15 protein-coding genes are annotated in these 17112 nt (G+C 42.3%); 9 read left to right on the plus strand and 6 right to left on the minus strand.

Annotated features, from left to right (window positions below; translation table 11 throughout):
* Nucleotides 1-9: 9 nt before the first annotated feature.
* The 4 genes from J4N22_RS07395 to J4N22_RS07410 are packed head-to-tail and all read right to left on the minus strand — an operon-like array spanning nucleotide 10 to nucleotide 4158.
* Complete coding sequence (locus J4N22_RS07395; protein ID WP_207493290.1) at nucleotides 10-1131, minus strand: glycosyltransferase; 1122 nt, start codon at nucleotides 1129-1131, stop codon at nucleotides 10-12.
* Nucleotides 1132-2223, minus strand: coding sequence for a glycosyltransferase (locus tag J4N22_RS07400; protein WP_242692086.1), 1092 nt, complete (start codon nucleotides 2221-2223; stop codon nucleotides 1132-1134).
* Between the two features lie 47 nt (nucleotides 2224-2270).
* On the minus strand, nucleotides 2271-3353 hold the full coding sequence (locus tag J4N22_RS07405; RefSeq protein WP_207493291.1) for an NAD(P)H-dependent oxidoreductase: 1083 nt from the start codon (nucleotides 3351-3353) through the stop codon (nucleotides 2271-2273).
* A gap of 34 nt (nucleotides 3354-3387) precedes the next feature.
* Nucleotides 3388-4158: a TIGR04283 family arsenosugar biosynthesis glycosyltransferase gene (locus tag J4N22_RS07410; RefSeq protein ID WP_207493292.1), complete on the minus strand. Its 771-nt coding sequence runs from the start codon at nucleotides 4156-4158 to the stop codon at nucleotides 3388-3390.
* Nucleotides 4159-4425: 267 nt separating this feature from the next.
* On the opposite strand from J4N22_RS07410, the gene rpsO reads away from it, so the two are divergent.
* The 6 genes from rpsO (at nucleotide 4426) to J4N22_RS07440 (ending at nucleotide 10500) form a co-directional block, all read left to right on the plus strand.
* Entirely contained in the window at nucleotides 4426-4698 is a 273-nt protein-coding gene (rpsO, locus tag J4N22_RS07415; RefSeq protein WP_207493293.1) for a 30S ribosomal protein S15, read from the plus strand.
* A 153-nt stretch (nucleotides 4699-4851) separates the two neighbouring features.
* Nucleotides 4852-7146: a polyribonucleotide nucleotidyltransferase gene (pnp, locus tag J4N22_RS07420; protein ID WP_207493294.1), complete on the plus strand. Its 2295-nt coding sequence runs from the start codon at nucleotides 4852-4854 to the stop codon at nucleotides 7144-7146.
* Nucleotides 7147-7206: 60 nt separating this feature from the next.
* Nucleotides 7207-8022, plus strand: coding sequence for a 50S ribosomal protein L11 methyltransferase (gene prmA, locus J4N22_RS07425; RefSeq protein WP_207493295.1), 816 nt, complete (start codon nucleotides 7207-7209; stop codon nucleotides 8020-8022).
* Nucleotides 8023-8100: 78 nt separating this feature from the next.
* Nucleotides 8101-8751: a glycerol-3-phosphate 1-O-acyltransferase PlsY gene (gene plsY, locus J4N22_RS07430; RefSeq protein ID WP_207493296.1), complete on the plus strand. Its 651-nt coding sequence runs from the start codon at nucleotides 8101-8103 to the stop codon at nucleotides 8749-8751.
* 124 nt (nucleotides 8752-8875) lie between these two features.
* Entirely contained in the window at nucleotides 8876-9694 is an 819-nt protein-coding gene (locus J4N22_RS07435) for a M48 family metallopeptidase (RefSeq protein ID WP_207493297.1), read from the plus strand.
* Nucleotides 9695-9819: 125 nt separating this feature from the next.
* The gene (locus J4N22_RS07440) at nucleotides 9820-10500 is read left to right on the plus strand and encodes a YdeI/OmpD-associated family protein (RefSeq protein WP_207493298.1); all 681 of its coding nucleotides are present in this window, start codon (nucleotides 9820-9822) and stop codon (nucleotides 10498-10500) included.
* 112 nt (nucleotides 10501-10612) lie between these two features.
* On the opposite strand, the gene dnaG is transcribed toward J4N22_RS07440, so the two are convergent.
* On the minus strand, nucleotides 10613-12541 hold the full coding sequence (gene dnaG, locus J4N22_RS07445; RefSeq protein WP_207493299.1) for a DNA primase: 1929 nt from the start codon (nucleotides 12539-12541) through the stop codon (nucleotides 10613-10615).
* Nucleotides 12542-12857: 316 nt separating this feature from the next.
* On the opposite strand from dnaG, the gene J4N22_RS07450 reads away from it, so the two are divergent.
* From J4N22_RS07450 to J4N22_RS07460, 3 genes are all read left to right on the plus strand, one after another.
* Nucleotides 12858-13310, plus strand: a complete 453-nt coding sequence (locus J4N22_RS07450; RefSeq protein WP_207493300.1) for a response regulator — start codon at nucleotides 12858-12860, stop codon at nucleotides 13308-13310.
* Between the two features lie 124 nt (nucleotides 13311-13434).
* The gene (locus tag J4N22_RS07455) at nucleotides 13435-13710 is read left to right on the plus strand and encodes a hypothetical protein (protein WP_207493301.1); all 276 of its coding nucleotides are present in this window, start codon (nucleotides 13435-13437) and stop codon (nucleotides 13708-13710) included.
* 92 nt (nucleotides 13711-13802) lie between these two features.
* The gene (locus tag J4N22_RS07460; RefSeq protein ID WP_242692087.1) at nucleotides 13803-15839 is read left to right on the plus strand and encodes a M13 family metallopeptidase; all 2037 of its coding nucleotides are present in this window, start codon (nucleotides 13803-13805) and stop codon (nucleotides 15837-15839) included.
* 99 nt (nucleotides 15840-15938) lie between these two features.
* On the opposite strand, the gene J4N22_RS07465 is transcribed toward J4N22_RS07460, so the two are convergent.
* Nucleotides 15939-17099, minus strand: coding sequence for a zinc-dependent alcohol dehydrogenase (locus J4N22_RS07465; protein WP_207493302.1), 1161 nt, complete (start codon nucleotides 17097-17099; stop codon nucleotides 15939-15941).
* Nucleotides 17100-17112 lie beyond the last annotated feature (13 nt).

Consider the following 17112-nt stretch of genomic DNA (forward strand, 5'->3'; position numbering starts at 1 on the left):
ACTAAAGATTTATTGCCATATCCATTTTACCAGTTTTTGCGCATTGGCATCATTGTCAAACATATGATCCAGTAGTTGATGACGTACCTGCAGGTCTTTTTCTGTAAAAGGCTTTTGATAATATTCCAGGATCATATGTTTCATTTCAGCGGCTGTGTTGGCTATCAAACAGGCAGCTTCTAATCCTGTTCCTTTTACTGTACTATTGTTTACCACGCAGTGCCTGCCATTGAATAAGGCATTTATCAGTTTCAATTTAATCCCGGTGTTATTGAAGGAAGGGATAAGATGCATGTGAGCCTTCGCTATCATGTCCTGCATTTCTTCATTTCCCGGGTTAGCTACCAGGCACACATCAGTTCTTCCTTCCGTTTTCTTGTACAGGCTGTTCGATGGATTTTTGCCGGCGATGACTAAAGGAATATCAATGTCCTGTAATATGTTAGTCAGCAGCCATTCAACTGCCTTTTCATTTTCCGCTACACTCAGGTCTCCATGATATAAGCAATAAGTTCCTTTGCCTTCTTTGCTGTTAACTTTCCATGGTGGCAGAAACAATGGAAGAAAAGAGATCCGCTTACATCCAAGCCTGCGATAGATCTCAGCATCCGGCTCTATCACACTCCAGAAAGTAGCTTTGCATGCAGTCTTCTTTTCATAACTGGTCAGCAGTTTACTTTCCCATTTGTAGTAGGCTTTTTTCAGCAGGTTGTTGGTGTGATCAGCCAGGTGGTTGTAATAAATGTATTCTACATTATGCAGCCTCACGAAGCACTTGCGGTTCGTGAACCTTGTATCATGGAGCAGGTAAGTGCAGTGAATACCTTCCATCAAAATAGGATGATCATCCTGTGCAAGCCTCGCCAGTAGCTCCTCATTTTTTCTACTGCTAACTATATAAGGTAAACTGAAAGAGAAAGCACCTGGCCCAGTAGATCGCTTGTAGTAGTGAACGGAAGCGCAATACTTATTCAATTCAGGTTGCTCGCCTCTGCCATATTCAAAGCAATGCAAGTGGATCTTTACACCCAGCTTATGTAGTGCAGGCAACTTGTAAAACAAGTCGAACACACCGCCATAATTCACGGGGTAAGGAACATTCAGACAGATGATATGTATGTGCTGATCCAATTAGTGGAATAGTTTCTGGTAAAATTCTATCAAGACTTTTTCTTCGGAAGACCAATTAAGTTCTAAACGCGCCGCAAGTGCATTTTGTTGAAGACGATCATAAAGAAGCTGGTCGTTCAGCAACCTGTTGATAGCAGCAGCAATGGTTTCTTGTTTGGTATCATCTATTAAATACGCTACTTCGTATTGATCATTGATAGCCTTATATTCCGGGTAAGCAACACATATCTGGGGTATGCCTGCCATTATATAATCGAAGAAGCGGTTGGCTAAAGAATAATATTGGTTCAGTCCTGTATTCTCAAACAACATTACAGCAGCAAATGCACGAGGTGTAATGGTTCGAAGTTCGTCAGGTGCTACATAGCCTTTCATCTCTACTTTATCTTCCAGCTTATGTTCCTTTACAAGATGCTGCGCTTGTTCAAAAAAATTTCCATTGCCACATATCACCAGCCTTGCAGGCACCTCTTTCATGGCAGGAATAAGTGTTTCAAAACTTCGTCCTTCATTAACTGCTCCCTGGTATATGATGAATGGATCACCTTTATCTGTTTGAGGTTCTACCTGGTGGAGCCGGGGTAGGTTCCTTACCATTTTGTACTGAACACCATATCGGCTGTTTAGTTCTTCAATGATGAATTCATTAACAGTATAACCATGCGGAAAACGAGGAACAGCAAATCGCTCCACCTTTAGCCATAGCTTATGTATGGCTGGCCGCGTTACAATCTCCTTTTGTTCAGTAAAAAGTTCATGCGCATCATACACACGTTTTTTGCTTCTGATCTTAGAAACAAAATATACAGGCATAATGGTATCGAGGTCAATTGCGCAGATGCAGTCAGTTTTTACAAACAGCAGGTAAAAGAACAGGCGCAGGTTGTACTCTAAATACATGAGCTTGCCTTTGCTAAACCAGGATGGAAGCCTTTTTTGTTGAAAAGGCTGCTGCTTGATTGGAATGGAAGAAGCCAGCTTTCTTCCTACAAGCGTTACAGCGAATTCATTTGCCGCCAGTGATCCGCAAATGCGTTGCATGCGCTGGTCGTAGCTAAGATCGTTTGTAACGGTAAAGGTGAGGTGTTTCAAAAAAAGTGGCTCTTGAATTGGGCGCAAATATAAGGTTTGCAGGTCGGCTAATCTTTTAGCCCCTGGCGTAGTTTCTCACCCTCACCTTTCTTGGGATGCCAGGTAGCGTCATCATTCAATCCTTCATCATGTTGCTGTTGTGGCGAGGAATCTTTAGGTCCTTTTCCAATCATCATCTGGAAGTAGCGCCAGCCTAACTTCAGATCACCGATGGTATGGTTTGGTGGAGTATAGCCGGCAGCACGATATTTTGCCGGTGGTACTTTTCCTTTTTGACCAACAAAACTGGTAAATGCTTTCACCCAGTTGCTAAAGCTGTTCATGAAGGCATCTTCTCTTACCATGTGCTCCGCTTGCATTTCACTGTATTTCTTGCCATCACCAACGATAGCATATTGCCACAATTCATCAGGCACTTCTATGCCGCCGTACCTGCATTGCCATACAAAAGGAGCGTAAGTATTGCGAGTATCTTTGGTAAAAATCTCTTCTGCAGGATTGAAGTATTCTTTATGTCGCAGTAGCTTGGGCCGGCCATCCTCTCCAAATTCATCACCACCTTCGTCGCCATAACAAAAGAATGCTGCTGTTCTGCCTTCCAGGTGGTTAAGGCTCATTTCTTTCCATTCTTCCTTGTGCTCTAGTTCTATAGCTTTTTCCGGGTCTTTATGATCAATAGTAGACTCAATAGGGTTGCCGCCATTCATGCACACCAGCCTGTCAAACATCAATTTGAGATTGCTGCTGGGTGCATACCAGTTTACAGGTCCAATGATAGCCCATGCATCTGCCAGGTCCAGCCGTTGGTACAGGTCAAGATCCCACATCAGGTCGGGTTCGTCTTTGTTATTTTTTGTATAGCAGTTACATGGCCATACACACAAAGCCATACTGGTAGATACACAAGCATTGCATGGCTGGATGCGTTGCCGTGCAAAAACATTTCCTAGGTCTTCATAATCTATTTCCCATTCCTGCGGTAGCATCTCAGCCATTTTCAGCATCAATGTTCTTGATTTGCTGTCTACGCCGGGGCAGTTGTATTGCCTGCGTTGGCTGCCGGAAATGATCAAAACACGAAGCGGGCGACTGTTTGGATTTTCTATGGCTGCTTTATCATTAGGTATCATGAGAGGAGTTTTATGTAATAAAGCACTGCATTTTTTACACCTTGCCTTTCCTGATCCACTTTCTATACAGGCTTACCAGCTTAGGCTGCGGGATGTTTAGCTTGTATAAAATATAGATAACAAAAAAGATCGCCTGAAGTTTTACGTAGCCATTTTCCCTGTATTTCCTATCGGAAGTGGTGACCGCGTAGGGAATGATAGTGAAGGAGAATTGTTTTCTAAGCCTAGTTATAATCTCTTGGTCTTCCAAAATGATATGCGCTTCATCAAAACCTTGCACTGCCTCAAAAGCATGGCGTGTTACAAAAAGGCTCTGGTCCCCAAACCTGATGGCATTGATGTCGAACCTTGTGAGCCACGCATTCATCTTCAAGAAATAGCTGGTTGTATTGAAGCGTAACCGAAAGCAACCACAAGCAATTTTATTTTTTACTGCTTTAGTTATTTCTGCCAATGCATTTGCCGGTGGGTAGCTATCTGCATGAAGAAAATATATTATATCGCCAGTGGCATGTTTTGCAGCTGCATTCATTTGCTTTGCACGGCCTTTTCCACCAACTACCACAGTTGCTCCTACCTGTTCAGCCAATGCTATAGTTGCATCCGTACTGCCACCGTCAGCTACAATTATCTCTTTCAATGATTGACCACCGGGTAACTGTTGTAAATAAGTAAGCAGTTTTGGTAGTTCTTGTTCTTCGTTATAAGTGGGAATGATGATGCTAATGGTCGGCGGCATTGGTTGGTTCAAATCTTCTTCGTTTTGTTTATTTCCAGTAAGTACAAAGAAAGCAACCTGTTTCAAGAATGGAAATGTTTCCTTCAATTGAATGCGGTTCTGACCAGGCGACCCTGGCAAATTGTTTTCCGTTACAAGTAAAAGTTACTATACATTCGCTGCTTTCCGCCGGCTGTCTGTCATGGTTCACCTGTAGCAGGATGTTAAATATATTGCAGGGTTCCAGTTTTTCCGTAAAATATTCCTGCTTCCTTTGCAGCTTTTCTGCATATTTCCCCTACTTTTGCAGCCGATATAAGAAAAAATAAAACTTGGTGTCTTAAAAAATCACAGATGTCGTATCTAACTACAGAAAAAAGGGCAAACATATTTGCCGAATATGGCGGAAACGCAAAAAATACTGGGTCTATTGAAGGACAAATCGCTCTTTTGACTGAGCGCATTCAACAAATCTCCAAGCATCTACAAGCTAACAAAAAAGATTTTTCTACTCAACGTGGTCTTATGAAAATGGTAGGACAACGTAAAAGTTTATTGATGTACCTAAGCAAGCATAACCTAAGCGGTTACCGTGCTTTGATTGAAAAACTTGGATTGAGAAAATAACTTTTTCTGCATGATATAACCTATTCCCAACTGTCCTTAATAGCGGTTGGGAATAGTTGTTTGTATACGTGCCTTAGCTGCTATACTTTTTAACGGGCTTGCATAGTACCATTTATCCCCCTCTTTGTACTTGTAGCCAAAAATCAACTAACTATGTTGTCACAACCAACTAGTGTTACTTTCGATATAGGCGCAGGCCGCGAGGTAACCATAGAAACCGGGAAGCTAGCCCGGCAGGCCGACGGTGCTGTTACTGTTCGCCAGGGTAATTGTATTTTACTAGCTACAGTTGTAGCAAACAAAGAACCCAGAGAAGGACAAGATTTCTTTCCCCTGTCTGTAGATTACCAGGAAAAGTTCGCTTCTGCCGGACGTATCCCAGGTTCATTTTTTAAGCGCGAAGCACGACTGAATGATTATGAGGTTCTAACCAGCCGACTGATCGACCGTGCACTTCGTCCGCTATTCCCTGAAGATTATTTCTGCGATGTGCAGGTGCTGATCAGCCTTATTTCAAGTGATGCAGAGGTTTTGCCTGATGCATTGGCTTGCCTGGCTGCGTCTGCTGCACTGGCAGTTTCTGATATTCCCATCAAAGAGATCATTAGCGAAGTAAGAGTAGCCAGGATTGATGGTGAGATTGTTGTTAATCCTTCTCGTACACAATTGGCTAAAGCTGAATATGAATTCATCATTGCAGCTACTGAAAAGAACCTGATGATGGTGGAAGGTGAAGCGAAAGAATGTTCTGAAGCTGACCTTGTAGAAGCATTGCAGGTTGCTCACGATGCTATTCGTGTTCACATAGCTGCACAGCGTGAACTACGCGGTAAGGTGGGTATAACTGCAGTACGCGAGTATAAGCGCCCTGAGCAAAATGAAGAGCTTAAGAAAAAAGTAGAAGAATTTGCAAGAGATAAGGTTTACCAGGTATCTAAAAGCTTTGGTAGCAAGCACGAACGTAGCGAAGGATATGCTGCTATAAAAGACGAGGTTATTGCAAGTCTTGGCGAAGAAGTGACGGACGCAGAGAAGAAGCTTGCAAAAAAATATTACGAAGACCTGAAGTGGGAAGTAGTAAGGAATATGATGTTGGAAGATCGCGTTCGTTTAGATGGACGTGGATTGGAAGATGTTCGTCCTTTGGCAATGGAAGTAGATCCGCTGCCAACTCCACACGGTTCTGCATTATTCACTCGTGGTGAAACACAATCTCTTACCACTGTAACTTTCGGTACCAAACTAGATGAACTATTGATTGAAAGCGCTGCTAAATCTGATTACAGCAATTTCATTCTTCACTATAATTTCCCTCCATTTTCTACCGGTGAGGTCAAAATGATGCGTGGTGTAGGAAGGAGAGAAGTAGGTCATGGTAACCTGGCAATGCGCAGCTTGAAGCAGATGATGCCGGGTAATGATTATCCTTATACTGTACGTATCGTTTCAGATATTTTAGAAAGTAATGGTTCTTCTTCAATGGCTACTGTATGTGCGGGTTCACTTGCACTTATGGATGCTGGTGTGCCTTTCGCTAAGCATGTAAGTGGTGTAGCAATGGGATTGATCACACGTGAAGATGGTAAATACGCCATTCTTACCGACATCCTTGGTGATGAAGATCACCTGGGTGATATGGACTTCAAAGTAACTGGTACACGCGATGGTATCTGTGGTGTACAAATGGATATCAAGGTGGATGGTCTTAGCATGGAAGTGATGACCGAAGCGTTGGAGCAAGCTCGTCGCGGCCGTCTTCACATACTTGATGCAATGTATGAGTGTATGCCAGCTGCCCGTGCAGATGTTAAGCCTCATGCTCCAAGAATGGAGAAACTGTTCATTGATAAAGAATTCATTGGTGCGGTTATCGGGCCACAGGGTAAAGTGATACAAGAGATCCAACGTGAAACAGGAACTACCATCAATCTTGAAGAGGTTGGTAATGTAGGTGAAGTAAGCATTTTCTCTCCTGAGAAAGAAGGATTGGATAAGGCTGTAGCGTGGATCAAGAGCATCGTTGCTGTTCCTCAAGTGGGTGATGTTTACGAAGCAACTGTGAAAGGAATTAAAGAATTCGGTGCATTCGTTGAATTCATGCCGGGCAAACAAGGTTTATTGCACATAAGTGAAATAAGCTGGAAGCGCCTGGAGACCATGGAAGGCGTATTGAATGAAGGTGATGTGGTAAAGGTGAAGCTGATCGGTCTTGATCCTAAGACTGGTAAGTTCAAATTGAGCCGCAAAGCACTCATGCCTAAACCAGATTTCGCACCACGCGAAGGCGGTGATGGTGGTCGTCCGCAAGGTGGAAACAGGGACGGTGGTAACCGCGATGGCGGAAACCGTGAGCATGGTTCTAATCGTGAACACCGCGGCAACCGTGAACAAGGTCCTCGCAGAGATCAATCTAATTCTGCACAGAACAACGAAGGACAAGACAATTAATATTATTGATGATCATAGAAAATGGCCTGTTTACAGGCCATTTTTATTTACAAAAATTCTATGGCTGATTACTTAAAAATAGAGATACCTGTTACGGATGCACAGGTAAAAGATCAACTGCTGGCTGTTTTATCTCTTATGGATTTTGAAGGTTTTGAAGAGACAGACACTGCTGTTTTAGCTTACCAGGAGCAGGATAAATTTGAAGAAGCTGAGCTAAAGATGATCATCGACCAATTTGGTCTGACCTATTCAGTTTCTACAGAACCTCAACAAAACTGGAACGCACTATGGGAAAGCAATTTTGATCCTGTAGTAGTAGAAGATTTCTGTGCTATCCGTGCTCATTTTCATGAACCTATTGCGTCAGCAAAACATGAAATATTGATAACGCCAAAGATGAGTTTTGGAACTGGTCATCATGCAACAACTTACCTAATGGTAAAAGAGATGAGCCAGGTTGATTTTGATGGTAAAGTGGTGGCTGACTTTGGTACAGGTACGGGAATACTAGCCATACTAGCAGAAAAGCTTGGCGCTAAGGAGGTGGTAGCAATTGATTATGATGAATGGAGCATTGAGAACACCAAGGAAAATGTAGAAAACAACGGCTGCTCAGCTATTGCTGTACTTAAGCTTGATCATTTTGGCGTCAGCCAAAAGTTCGACATAATCCTGGCCAACATCAATAAAAATGTGATACTGGATAATTTAGCCGGCCTTGCAAATGGCCTTGCCAGCGGTGGGTTATTATTGTTAAGTGGCTTACTTAAATCTGATGAAACTGAAGTGATTGCTGCATGTGAAGCGAAAGGTCTTAAGTGGAAACACACGAACGAAAGGAACAACTGGATCACCATCATGTTATCATATTAACAATTTTGGACCGTTTAAGCCGTTTTTAATTAACCGCTTAACCTTATTTTTGCCCTCCCAGCTAAAAACCAACACCTGATGAATGAATTTCTTCTGATTGTAGTGGCATATGTCATAGGCTCTATTCCAACTTCCGTTTGGGTAAGTAAATACTTTTTTGGAATAGATATCCGTGACTATGGTAGTGGCAATGCAGGAGCAACCAATACCTATCGTGTGCTTGGTTCCAGGTGGGGAACATTTGTAATGGTAGCTGATGTTTTAAAAGGAGTTATTGCTACCTCTCTTTATATTCTTATTCCTTATTATTTGCAAGATGAATGGCACCGTACAAACCTGATGGTTGGTTTAGGTTTAGCTTCAGTGCTTGGTCATATATTCCCGGTTTTTGCCGATTTTAAAGGTGGTAAGGGTGTAGCTACTCTATTTGGAATGGTAATAGCTATTCAGCCATTAGTAGCCATCTGTTGTGTAGGTGTTTTTTTGTTGGTGCTTTATCTAACGCGTTTTGTTTCTCTTAGTTCAATTTTGGCAAGTATAGCATTTGCTGTTTTTATTCTTTTCATTTTCAACGAGAAGGAAACCTTATACAGGGTATTTGCCGTAGCGGTGGCGTTAATGGTTATACTGACGCACCAGAAAAATATCAACCGCATTCTTAACGGCACAGAAAGCAAAGTGCCTATTTTAAAGTATAGGGACAGGCGCAGGAGCCGCAGGAAGTTTTAGCTGCTGCTGCTTTTCTTTTAGGAAATATTTCTACAGTCCCTCATTAAACTCATTCTCAATAAGTTCGATCATAGCGTCAATCCTGTTGGTATTATTATTGTTTATTGCTAACAAAATTTGAACTATGAAAAAATCAATGTCCTTGTTGAGTATAGGCACCATGATGCTGGTTGTGGCCTGTACAACCAACGCAATCACCGGAAGAAGACAACTCTCTCTCGTTCCTGAGAGCCAATTACAGCAAATGGCTCAAACTGAATACCGATCTTTTTTAAGCCAGAATAGGGTAGTAGCGCCTTCGCAAAATAAAGATGCTGAAATGGTGCGCAGGGTAGGAAGCCGTATTGCCAATGCCGTTACCAGTTATTATAAAGGGCAGGGGCTGGCTAATGAAATTCAAAACTACCAGTGGGAATACAATTTAGTTAATGATAATTCGGTGAACGCATGGTGTATGCCGGGCGGAAAGATTGTTGTTTATACAGGTCTTTTACCTGTTACTCAAAATGAAGCAGCACTTGCGGTAGTAGTAGGACATGAAGTAGCACATGCTGTGGCTAAGCACGGAAGTGAAAGAATGAGCCAGGGACTTATTCAGCAATTAGGTGGTGTGGCGTTAGATGTAGCTTTATCAAGCCGTTCGCAAGAAACACGTGGACTATTTAATGCAGCATATGGAGTAGGTAGCCAGGTTGGTTATACGCTACCTCACAGCCGTAAGCAGGAACTGGAAGCTGATAGGCTTGGTTTGATCTATACAGCACTGGCAGGTTACAATCCACGCGAAGCCGTTCCTTTATGGGAACGAATGAAAGCAATGAGTGGTGGTAATCGTCCAGCAGAATTCATGAGTACACACCCTGCAGAAGATACACGTATCAGGGAGCTTCAAAGAATGATGCCTGAAGCACTGAAATATTACAAACCTGCAGGTTCTAAATAATTATTTTCGATCGTACAGTCTTGATATCCACCAATGTATTACCTTGGTGGATTTTTTTTACGTGAAACTGCTGCAGAACCTGTACCTTTGCACCTTTATTAGGTAACCATAAATCTCTTTCACATATGTCTCAACAAAGTTTGTTGGAAAAGTTGCAGGTAGTTAATGAAAAGAATTTGTTGATCCAGGGTCTTCCTTCAAGCATCGAAAAGCAGTTTGTAAAGTTATCTTACTCCAAAAATGTCACTCCTCTACTAAAGATCAAAAAGATCGATTTTGCTTTAGTTTTTGCCATCAACGCCAACCAGTTGAACAGCATTTTGAAAGAAGTGATCCCTTGCCTGAACGGTGAAGGAAAATTATGGGTAGCTGCACCTAAGAGTTCCAGTAAAATTGCAAGCGACTTAAATCGTGACTGTAGCTGGGATATTCTTTGTAACAACCATTACGAAAATGTAGAGCAGATAACGCTAGATCATGTATGGTCTGCTACCTTGTTTAAAAGATCTGCAAACGCAGCAGCAGTTAAATTAGAATGTAAACAAGTGGAAGAGGAAAGCTCAAATTCCGTTGATATCAAATCTGTTGATTTTGATAAAAACCTGGTAGTTCCTCCGGTAGAACTTGAAAAGATATTTACCCGCCACAAAAAAGCACACGAGGTTTTCCAAAATCTATCTGTAAAAGATCAGAAGGAATATGTAGAATGGATAGAAGGTGCGAAGCGGAAAGACACACGCAGCCGCAGGCTTGAAGCTACAGTTGAAAAACTACTCGCAGGTAAAAAGACACCATTAGAGAAATAACTAAGAAGTTCTTGTATAAAAAGAAGAGGTGCAGTTGAAGCTGCACCTCTTTTATTTTATAGCTATTCGTTTTATTTTTTAAACTTCTGTTCGCAGGCCTAGGATCAAAAGCTTATTTAAATATTACTGTACCTAACGCTTTTGTAATTTTCTGCTCTTCTTCTTTTAGTTGTGCGTGTACCCTTATCAGGTCCATCTGTTCTTCAAAAGATGTGGCTTTTTCAATGTCTTGCTGGTTCTCATCAAACATTCTTTTGATCTTACGCAGCTTGAAGTAATTCAGGCTCATGATCACATCCTGCCTGCTGGTGTCGCGGTTGTTTATGTTCAAGCCTTCCATGATCACATCCCACTTTGGACTCAGTTCGTATTGCTGTACGCTCAGGTTAACCACCTGCTTACGTATAGCCTCGTCTTCATGGTACAGCAATGATTTCAGTGTAGGTTGTTGACCCGCATAATAAAGGTCTTTATATACCTGTAACATCTGATCCAGTTCCCTGCTATCTATACTAAAAGAATCCAATTCATTTAAAATATAATCTGCTATTGTTTGCTCTTCATCCCATTGCTTCAGGCCAAATTCAAGCAATACCCTTATCAGGTTTTTCTCCTGGCGTTCATCCTGCTCAAGTAATAAACTAACATCGTCGGTAGGTGGTGGCTGGTTATCCCATTCCTGTGGCTCGGGTGGAAGATCAGAAGGCTTTGCCCGTTCTTCCTTTTCCAGCTTCTCTCTCTTAAATTTATTTACAAGATTGGTGAAACCAGTTTCATCGATTTTTAAAATAGCAGAGCATTGGCGGATATAGTCCTGCTGGCGCGTGAAGTCTTCCGTCTTATTGATTTTACTAAGCGTCTCTGCCACCTGGTTTACTACCGCACTTCGTTTACCTGAATCATTACCTGCTTGCTGCAGCATTATATCCAGCTGGAAGATGATAAAGTCTTTCTTGTTCTCTTCTACAAAAGCCCTGAAGGCCGCAGCGCCTACTTTATTTACATAACTATCCGGATCCTCTTTATCCGGTATTAGCACAAGCCTCACATTCAAACCTTCTTCAATGGCCATATCCAAACCGCGCAGTGCAGCTTTTACACCTGCATTGTCACCATCATAGATAATTGTTAGGTTGTTTGTATGCTTCCTGATCAACCGTAGCTGATCAGTAGTAAGCGAGGTGCCGCCACTTGCTACAACGTTTTCTATTCCTGCCTGGTGTAAGCTGATAACATCGGTATATCCTTCTACGAGCAGGCATTCATCAAATTTATCAATGGCTTGCCGGGCAAAGTAGGTGCCGTAGAGGATCTTACTTTTTATATAAAGCTCATTCTCCGGCGTGTTGATGTATTTAGGAGCGCGATCGTTATTCTTAATCAGCCTGGCTCCAAATCCTATTATTTTACCAGTGTGATTGTGCACCGGGAAAATGATCCTTCCTCTGTAGTTATCTACAGGTTCATCATTTCGTACTACCACCAATCCAGTCCGCTGTACATTCTCAATATTGAACTGGTTAGCGAGCAATGTCTTCGCAAGGTCATCCCTCGCTTCCAGGTTATATCCTAACTGGAACTTTTGGATGATCTCTTCCCTGAAGCCACGGTATTGCAGGTAGCTAAGTCCTACAGCCTTGCCTTCTTCCGTATCAAAAAGATTGCGTGAAAGATGTTTTTGTGCAAAGTTGTTGATGGCGTACAGGCTCTCTGCTACCTGCTGTTGTTGTCTTACCTCAGGGCTTACCTGCGTTTCCTCTACCTCCACATTGTATCGGACAGCCAGCCACTTCAGAGCCTCCACGTACGAGTACTTCTCGTGGTCCATCAGGAAGCCAATGGCATTGCCGCTTTTACCACAGCCAAAGCACTTATAGATTTCCTTACTTGGAGATACAGTGAAAGAAGGAGATTTCTCGTTGTGGAATGGACAATTCCCCAAATAATTGGCTCCACGCTTCTTAAGTTTCACAAATTCACCAACAATTTCCACAATATCAATCCGGCTGGTAATCTGTTGTATGGTGTTAGGGGTAATCATCTCTCTTCTTTCGCTCAGGTTTAGGCGCGAATATCCGCTAATATGCTCATAAACATCTGAATTACTATGGGGCTGGAAGCTTCTTCAAAGTTTTTTTAACATGGCTAGCGCAAACCTGAAGTTTGGCATAAAGTTTTAGATACAATAAGTAAGAAAGACAATCACATCTCGATATAAATTTTTAGGGGGTTTTTTCATGTTAGGTTAAACGTTGCCCTCCGCTTCTGCGGAGGGTTTCTTTTTTTATATCCTTTTAGGACTGTTTTTTGCTAGTAAAGGGATACTTACTTTACGCATTAAATGAAATAAGTAAAATATGAGTTCTACCCCTTCTTCCAAATTACGCATTTTACTTGCCGATGATGATACGGATGATTCCTTCTTGTTCAATGAAGCTCTTGAACAATCAGAAATACCTGTAGACTTTACGCATGCGGAAGACGGTAATGCTCTTATAGAAATGCTGCACACTACCAACAAGCCTGACCTTCTTTTCCTGGATGTGAATATGCCTTATAAGAACGGGATTGAGTGTTTGCAGGAAATAAGAGCGAAGGAAGAGTTTCAAGATATGCCCATCATTATCTATTCTACTACCAATTACAAAATGAACATAGATGCGTGTTATGAAAAAGGCGCGGATCTGTACGTAGTTAAGCCCAGCACTTTTGAGGATATCATGAAAATGATACGCAAGGTGTGTAGCAGGGACTGGTTCAGGAAAAAGAAACCTTCGCCAGAAGGCTTTATTTTAAGTGACTTTGAATAGTTGAGGAAATTATTCTACTTGCATTGATACTAAGGGAGCTTCTTGTTTAGTCATTCAAATTAGCCTTTCTATTTATTGTTAACATATATCATGGTGTTTCAATTGCGATGTCATAGCAACACCTATGATAAAAGAAGTTATTAAAGATGAGCAACTTGTAAGTATGCTCAAAGCGCATCAGCCTAAGTCCATTGAACTTGCTTACGAAAAATATGGTGCTGCTTTATATGGCTGTATTCTGCAGTGGGTAAAAGACGAAGGTGTTGCTGCAACTGTTCTCGAAAAAACTTTCATAGAATTATGGCATACCTGCCAGCATATAAACTGCCATAAGCACAATATCTTCTGCCTGATGTACAGTATAGCCAGGCGACTTGCCAATGGCAAAGCTGAACGCTAATATTATTTCTCCTGCTTTTATATTCTTTCTTCTTTTACAGGCTTCACTTAAATTAGTGTATCTAAAAGATCATCAAACAATAAAGCTTGATTATGAAAATTTCAAAACTTCTAGCTGCCACTATGCTGGTGACTGCAACCGGTGCCCAGGCCGATCCTGGTAATATTCCTCCAGACAAAGGGAAATACATTGACAAGGCTAACATGGATATGAGCGTGAAGCCTGGCGATAATTTTTACCTATATGCGAATGGTAACTGGCTTCGCAACAACCCCATTCCAGGCAGTAAAACGCGCTGGGGTTCTTTCGATGTTTTACGTGAAGAAAGCTCGCAGCGTATGCGTGCTTTATTAGAAGAAGCAGCAGCAAATCGCAATAAGAACCGCATAAACCAAATGATCGGCGACTTCTACCTGAGTGCTATGGACAGCGCAGCGATAGAGGCTTCAGGCATTCAACCCATAAAAGCAGAATTGGATAGGATTAATGACCTGAAGAATTCTCAAGCGGTATTGGTGGAAATAGCCAGCCTTCGCACCCGCGCTTTGGGCAGCCCACTCTTTGGGATGTTTGTAGCACAGGACCGCAAAAATGTGAACCAGTACATTCCGCAGCTAAGCCAGGGTGGTACTACATTGCCAGATAAAGATTATTACATAAAAGATGATCCGCGCAGCATGCGCATAAGAGAAGCGTACAGCAACTATGTGTATCGCTTGTTTATGCTTGCCGGGGAAGATGCCACCAGCGCGTCGTACAGTGCAGATGCTGTTATACGCCTGGAAACAGCATTGGCAAAAAGCCAGTACAGCCGTGTGGAAATGCGTGATCCATATAAGCTGTACAACAAGTTTGCTATTAAAGATCTTTCTGCTACCACACCTTCTATCAACTGGAACAATATGCTGGTGCAAATGAAAGTGGTTGGAGCAGATAGCGTGTTGGTAAACAATCCATCATTCTTCAAAACAGCTGACTTGTTGCTTACAGCACTTCCACTACGCGACTGGAAGGCATATTTGAAATGGAATGTTTTGAAGACGGCTGCACCATATTTGTCCTCTGCGTTTGTAGAAGAAAATTTTAAATACAACCAGGTGCTTACGGGGCAAAAAGAACAAACACCTCGTTGGCAGCGTATGGCTGCTGTTATTGACCAGTCGCTGGGCGAAATGCTTGGGCAGTTGTATGTAGAGAAATACTTCAGACCAGAAGCAAAGCAACGTATGCAGGAACTGGTGAATAATCTTGCTACCACTTTTGAGCAACGCATCAATCGCCTTGACTGGATGAGCGCTGAAACAAAGAAGAGAGGTTTAGAAAAGCTTCATGCATTTACAAAAAAGATAGGCTATCCTGATAAGTGGAAAGATTATGAAGGTGTACAGGTATCGCGCAACGATTTTGTGAACAACCTGCGTAGTGCACAAACATGGTCGTACAATGAAATGGTGAACCGCATGGGTAAACCTGTTGATCGCACGCAATGGTCGATGACGCCGCCAACAGTTAATGCGTATTACAATTCAGCTAATAATGAGATTGTGTTTCCTGCTGCTATCCTGCAGTTTCCATTCTTCGATTTTGGAGCAGATGATGCTGTGAATTATGGTGGAATAGGAGCAGTTATAGGTCATGAAATGACACATGGTTTTGATGACCAGGGAAGGCAATTTGCTGCTGATGGCAACCTGAAAGACTGGTGGACAAAAGAGGACGCAGATAAGTTTAAATCGCTTGCAGATAAAGTAGTAGCTCAATACGGCAATTATACTGTACTGGATTCAATCAAGGTAAATGGTAGGCTGACACTAGGAGAGAACCTGGCTGACCTTGGTGGTTTGAGTATAGCTTATGAAGCTTTTACAAAGACAAAGCAATTTAAAGAAGGAAAGAAGATGGATGGCTTTACACCTGCACAACGCTTCTTCCTTAGTTGGGCGCAGGTTTGGAGAAACAATGCACTACCTGAAACACAAGCGCAGCTTATACTTACAGATACACACTCACCAGGCATGCATCGCGCCAATGGTCCTGTAGTAAATATGGATGCATGGTACCAGGCGTTTGATGTAAAACCTACTGATAAGATGTTTGTGCCAAAGGAGCAAAGGATTAGTGTGTGGTAGAGAGTAAATGCAAAATGAAAAAGTAAAAAGAAAAAGGAGCACCATATAAAAGTGCTCCTTTTTCTTTTTTAATTTTTACTTTTTAATTTTTCATTTGACTTACGGTTTCAGCACCACCTTCACGCAGTTGTCTTTTTTCTCGTTGAAAATATCATAAGCATGTGCAGCTTCGCTCAGTGGCATGCGGTGACTGATGATATCATCCAGCTTTACTTTTCCTTCTTCTACCCATGAAACTAATTCGTCTATCACACGATGAACGGGCGCCTGGCCAGCACGTATGGTTAGTCCTTTTTCAAATATCTGGTGCCAGGGGAAGTTGTCATAAGGATAACCATAAACACCCACAACTGATACCACACCACCGCGACGCACGGCTGATAAACACATCCGCAATGCATTGATGGTTCCTTTTTCTAAACGTATAACAGAAGCTACACGGTCAAGAAAATTACGATCAGCTTCCATGCCTACAGCGTCTATAGCTACATCTACACCGCGGCCATTGGTAGCCTGTCGTATTTCTTCCAGCCAGCCATCATTATCTTTTATGTTTATGATCTCTGCACTGCAAACAGATGCTGCTACCTGGAGCCTGTAGTCTTCTATATCCAATGCTATTACACGTGATGCACCTTTTAACCATGCCGCTTTTATTGCCATCAATCCCACAGGCCCGCAGCCAAATACAGCTACTGTTTCACCACCTTTTATTTCACCCCATTCTACAGCCATATAACCAGTAGGGAAGATGTCGGTTAAGAACAACACCTGTTCATCAGTAAGCGAGTCTGAAACTTTGCGCGGACCAAAATCAGCATATGGCACACGCACATATTCGGCTTGTCCTCCATCGTAACCACCGTATAGATCTGTATATCCAAACAAACCGGCTCCTTTATCTGTCATCAATCCACCTTCAGGGCCATAATTTTTTTCGTTGCTGTTTTCGCAATGCGTAGGCCAGTGGTTTTGGCAGAAATAGCAACCACCACATGCTATGGGGAATGGCACAACCACACGATCTCCTTTCTTCAGTTTGGATACGCCTGTACCAACATCTTCTACTATGCCCATGAACTCATGGCCAAGTACAAGGTCGGTAGGCTGAGGAAACATGCCATTGTATATATGAAGATCAGATCCGCAAATAGCCGTAGCCGTAACACGAATGATAGCATCACCGGGTTGTTTTATCTCGGGATCGGGTACATTATCTACACTGATGTCTTTTGGTTTGTGAAATACAGCTGCTTTCATTTTCTTGATGAAG

The sequence above is a fragment of the Aridibaculum aurantiacum genome (genome assembly GCF_017355875.1).
GTDB classification, from domain to species: Bacteria; Bacteroidota; Bacteroidia; order Chitinophagales; family Chitinophagaceae; genus Segetibacter; species Segetibacter aurantiacus.

Bases quoted from the DNA above. Each gene is read 5' to 3' on its own strand.
- J4N22_RS07440 (WP_207493298.1), top strand. From the start codon at position 9,820: ATGTCTCAACAAAGTTTGTTGGAAAAGTTGCAGGTAGTTAATGAAAAG.
- prmA (WP_207493295.1), top strand. From the start codon at position 7,207: ATGGCTGATTACTTAAAAATAGAGATACCTGTTACGGATGCACAGGTA.
- J4N22_RS07435 (WP_207493297.1), top strand. From the start codon at position 8,876: ATGAAAAAATCAATGTCCTTGTTGAGTATAGGCACCATGATGCTGGTT.
- rpsO (WP_207493293.1), top strand. From the start codon at position 4,426: ATGTCGTATCTAACTACAGAAAAAAGGGCAAACATATTTGCCGAATAT.
- J4N22_RS07460 (WP_242692087.1), top strand. From the start codon at position 13,803: ATGAAAATTTCAAAACTTCTAGCTGCCACTATGCTGGTGACTGCAACC.
- plsY (WP_207493296.1), top strand. From the start codon at position 8,101: ATGAATGAATTTCTTCTGATTGTAGTGGCATATGTCATAGGCTCTATT.
- J4N22_RS07450 (WP_207493300.1), top strand. From the start codon at position 12,858: ATGAGTTCTACCCCTTCTTCCAAATTACGCATTTTACTTGCCGATGAT.
- J4N22_RS07465 (WP_207493302.1), bottom strand. From the start codon at position 17,099: ATGAAAGCAGCTGTATTTCACAAACCAAAAGACATCAGTGTAGATAAT.
- dnaG (WP_207493299.1), bottom strand. From the start codon at position 12,541: ATGATTACCCCTAACACCATACAACAGATTACCAGCCGGATTGATATT.
- J4N22_RS07455 (WP_207493301.1), top strand. From the start codon at position 13,435: ATGATAAAAGAAGTTATTAAAGATGAGCAACTTGTAAGTATGCTCAAA.
- J4N22_RS07405 (WP_207493291.1), bottom strand. From the start codon at position 3,353: ATGATACCTAATGATAAAGCAGCCATAGAAAATCCAAACAGTCGCCCG.
- pnp (WP_207493294.1), top strand. From the start codon at position 4,852: ATGTTGTCACAACCAACTAGTGTTACTTTCGATATAGGCGCAGGCCGC.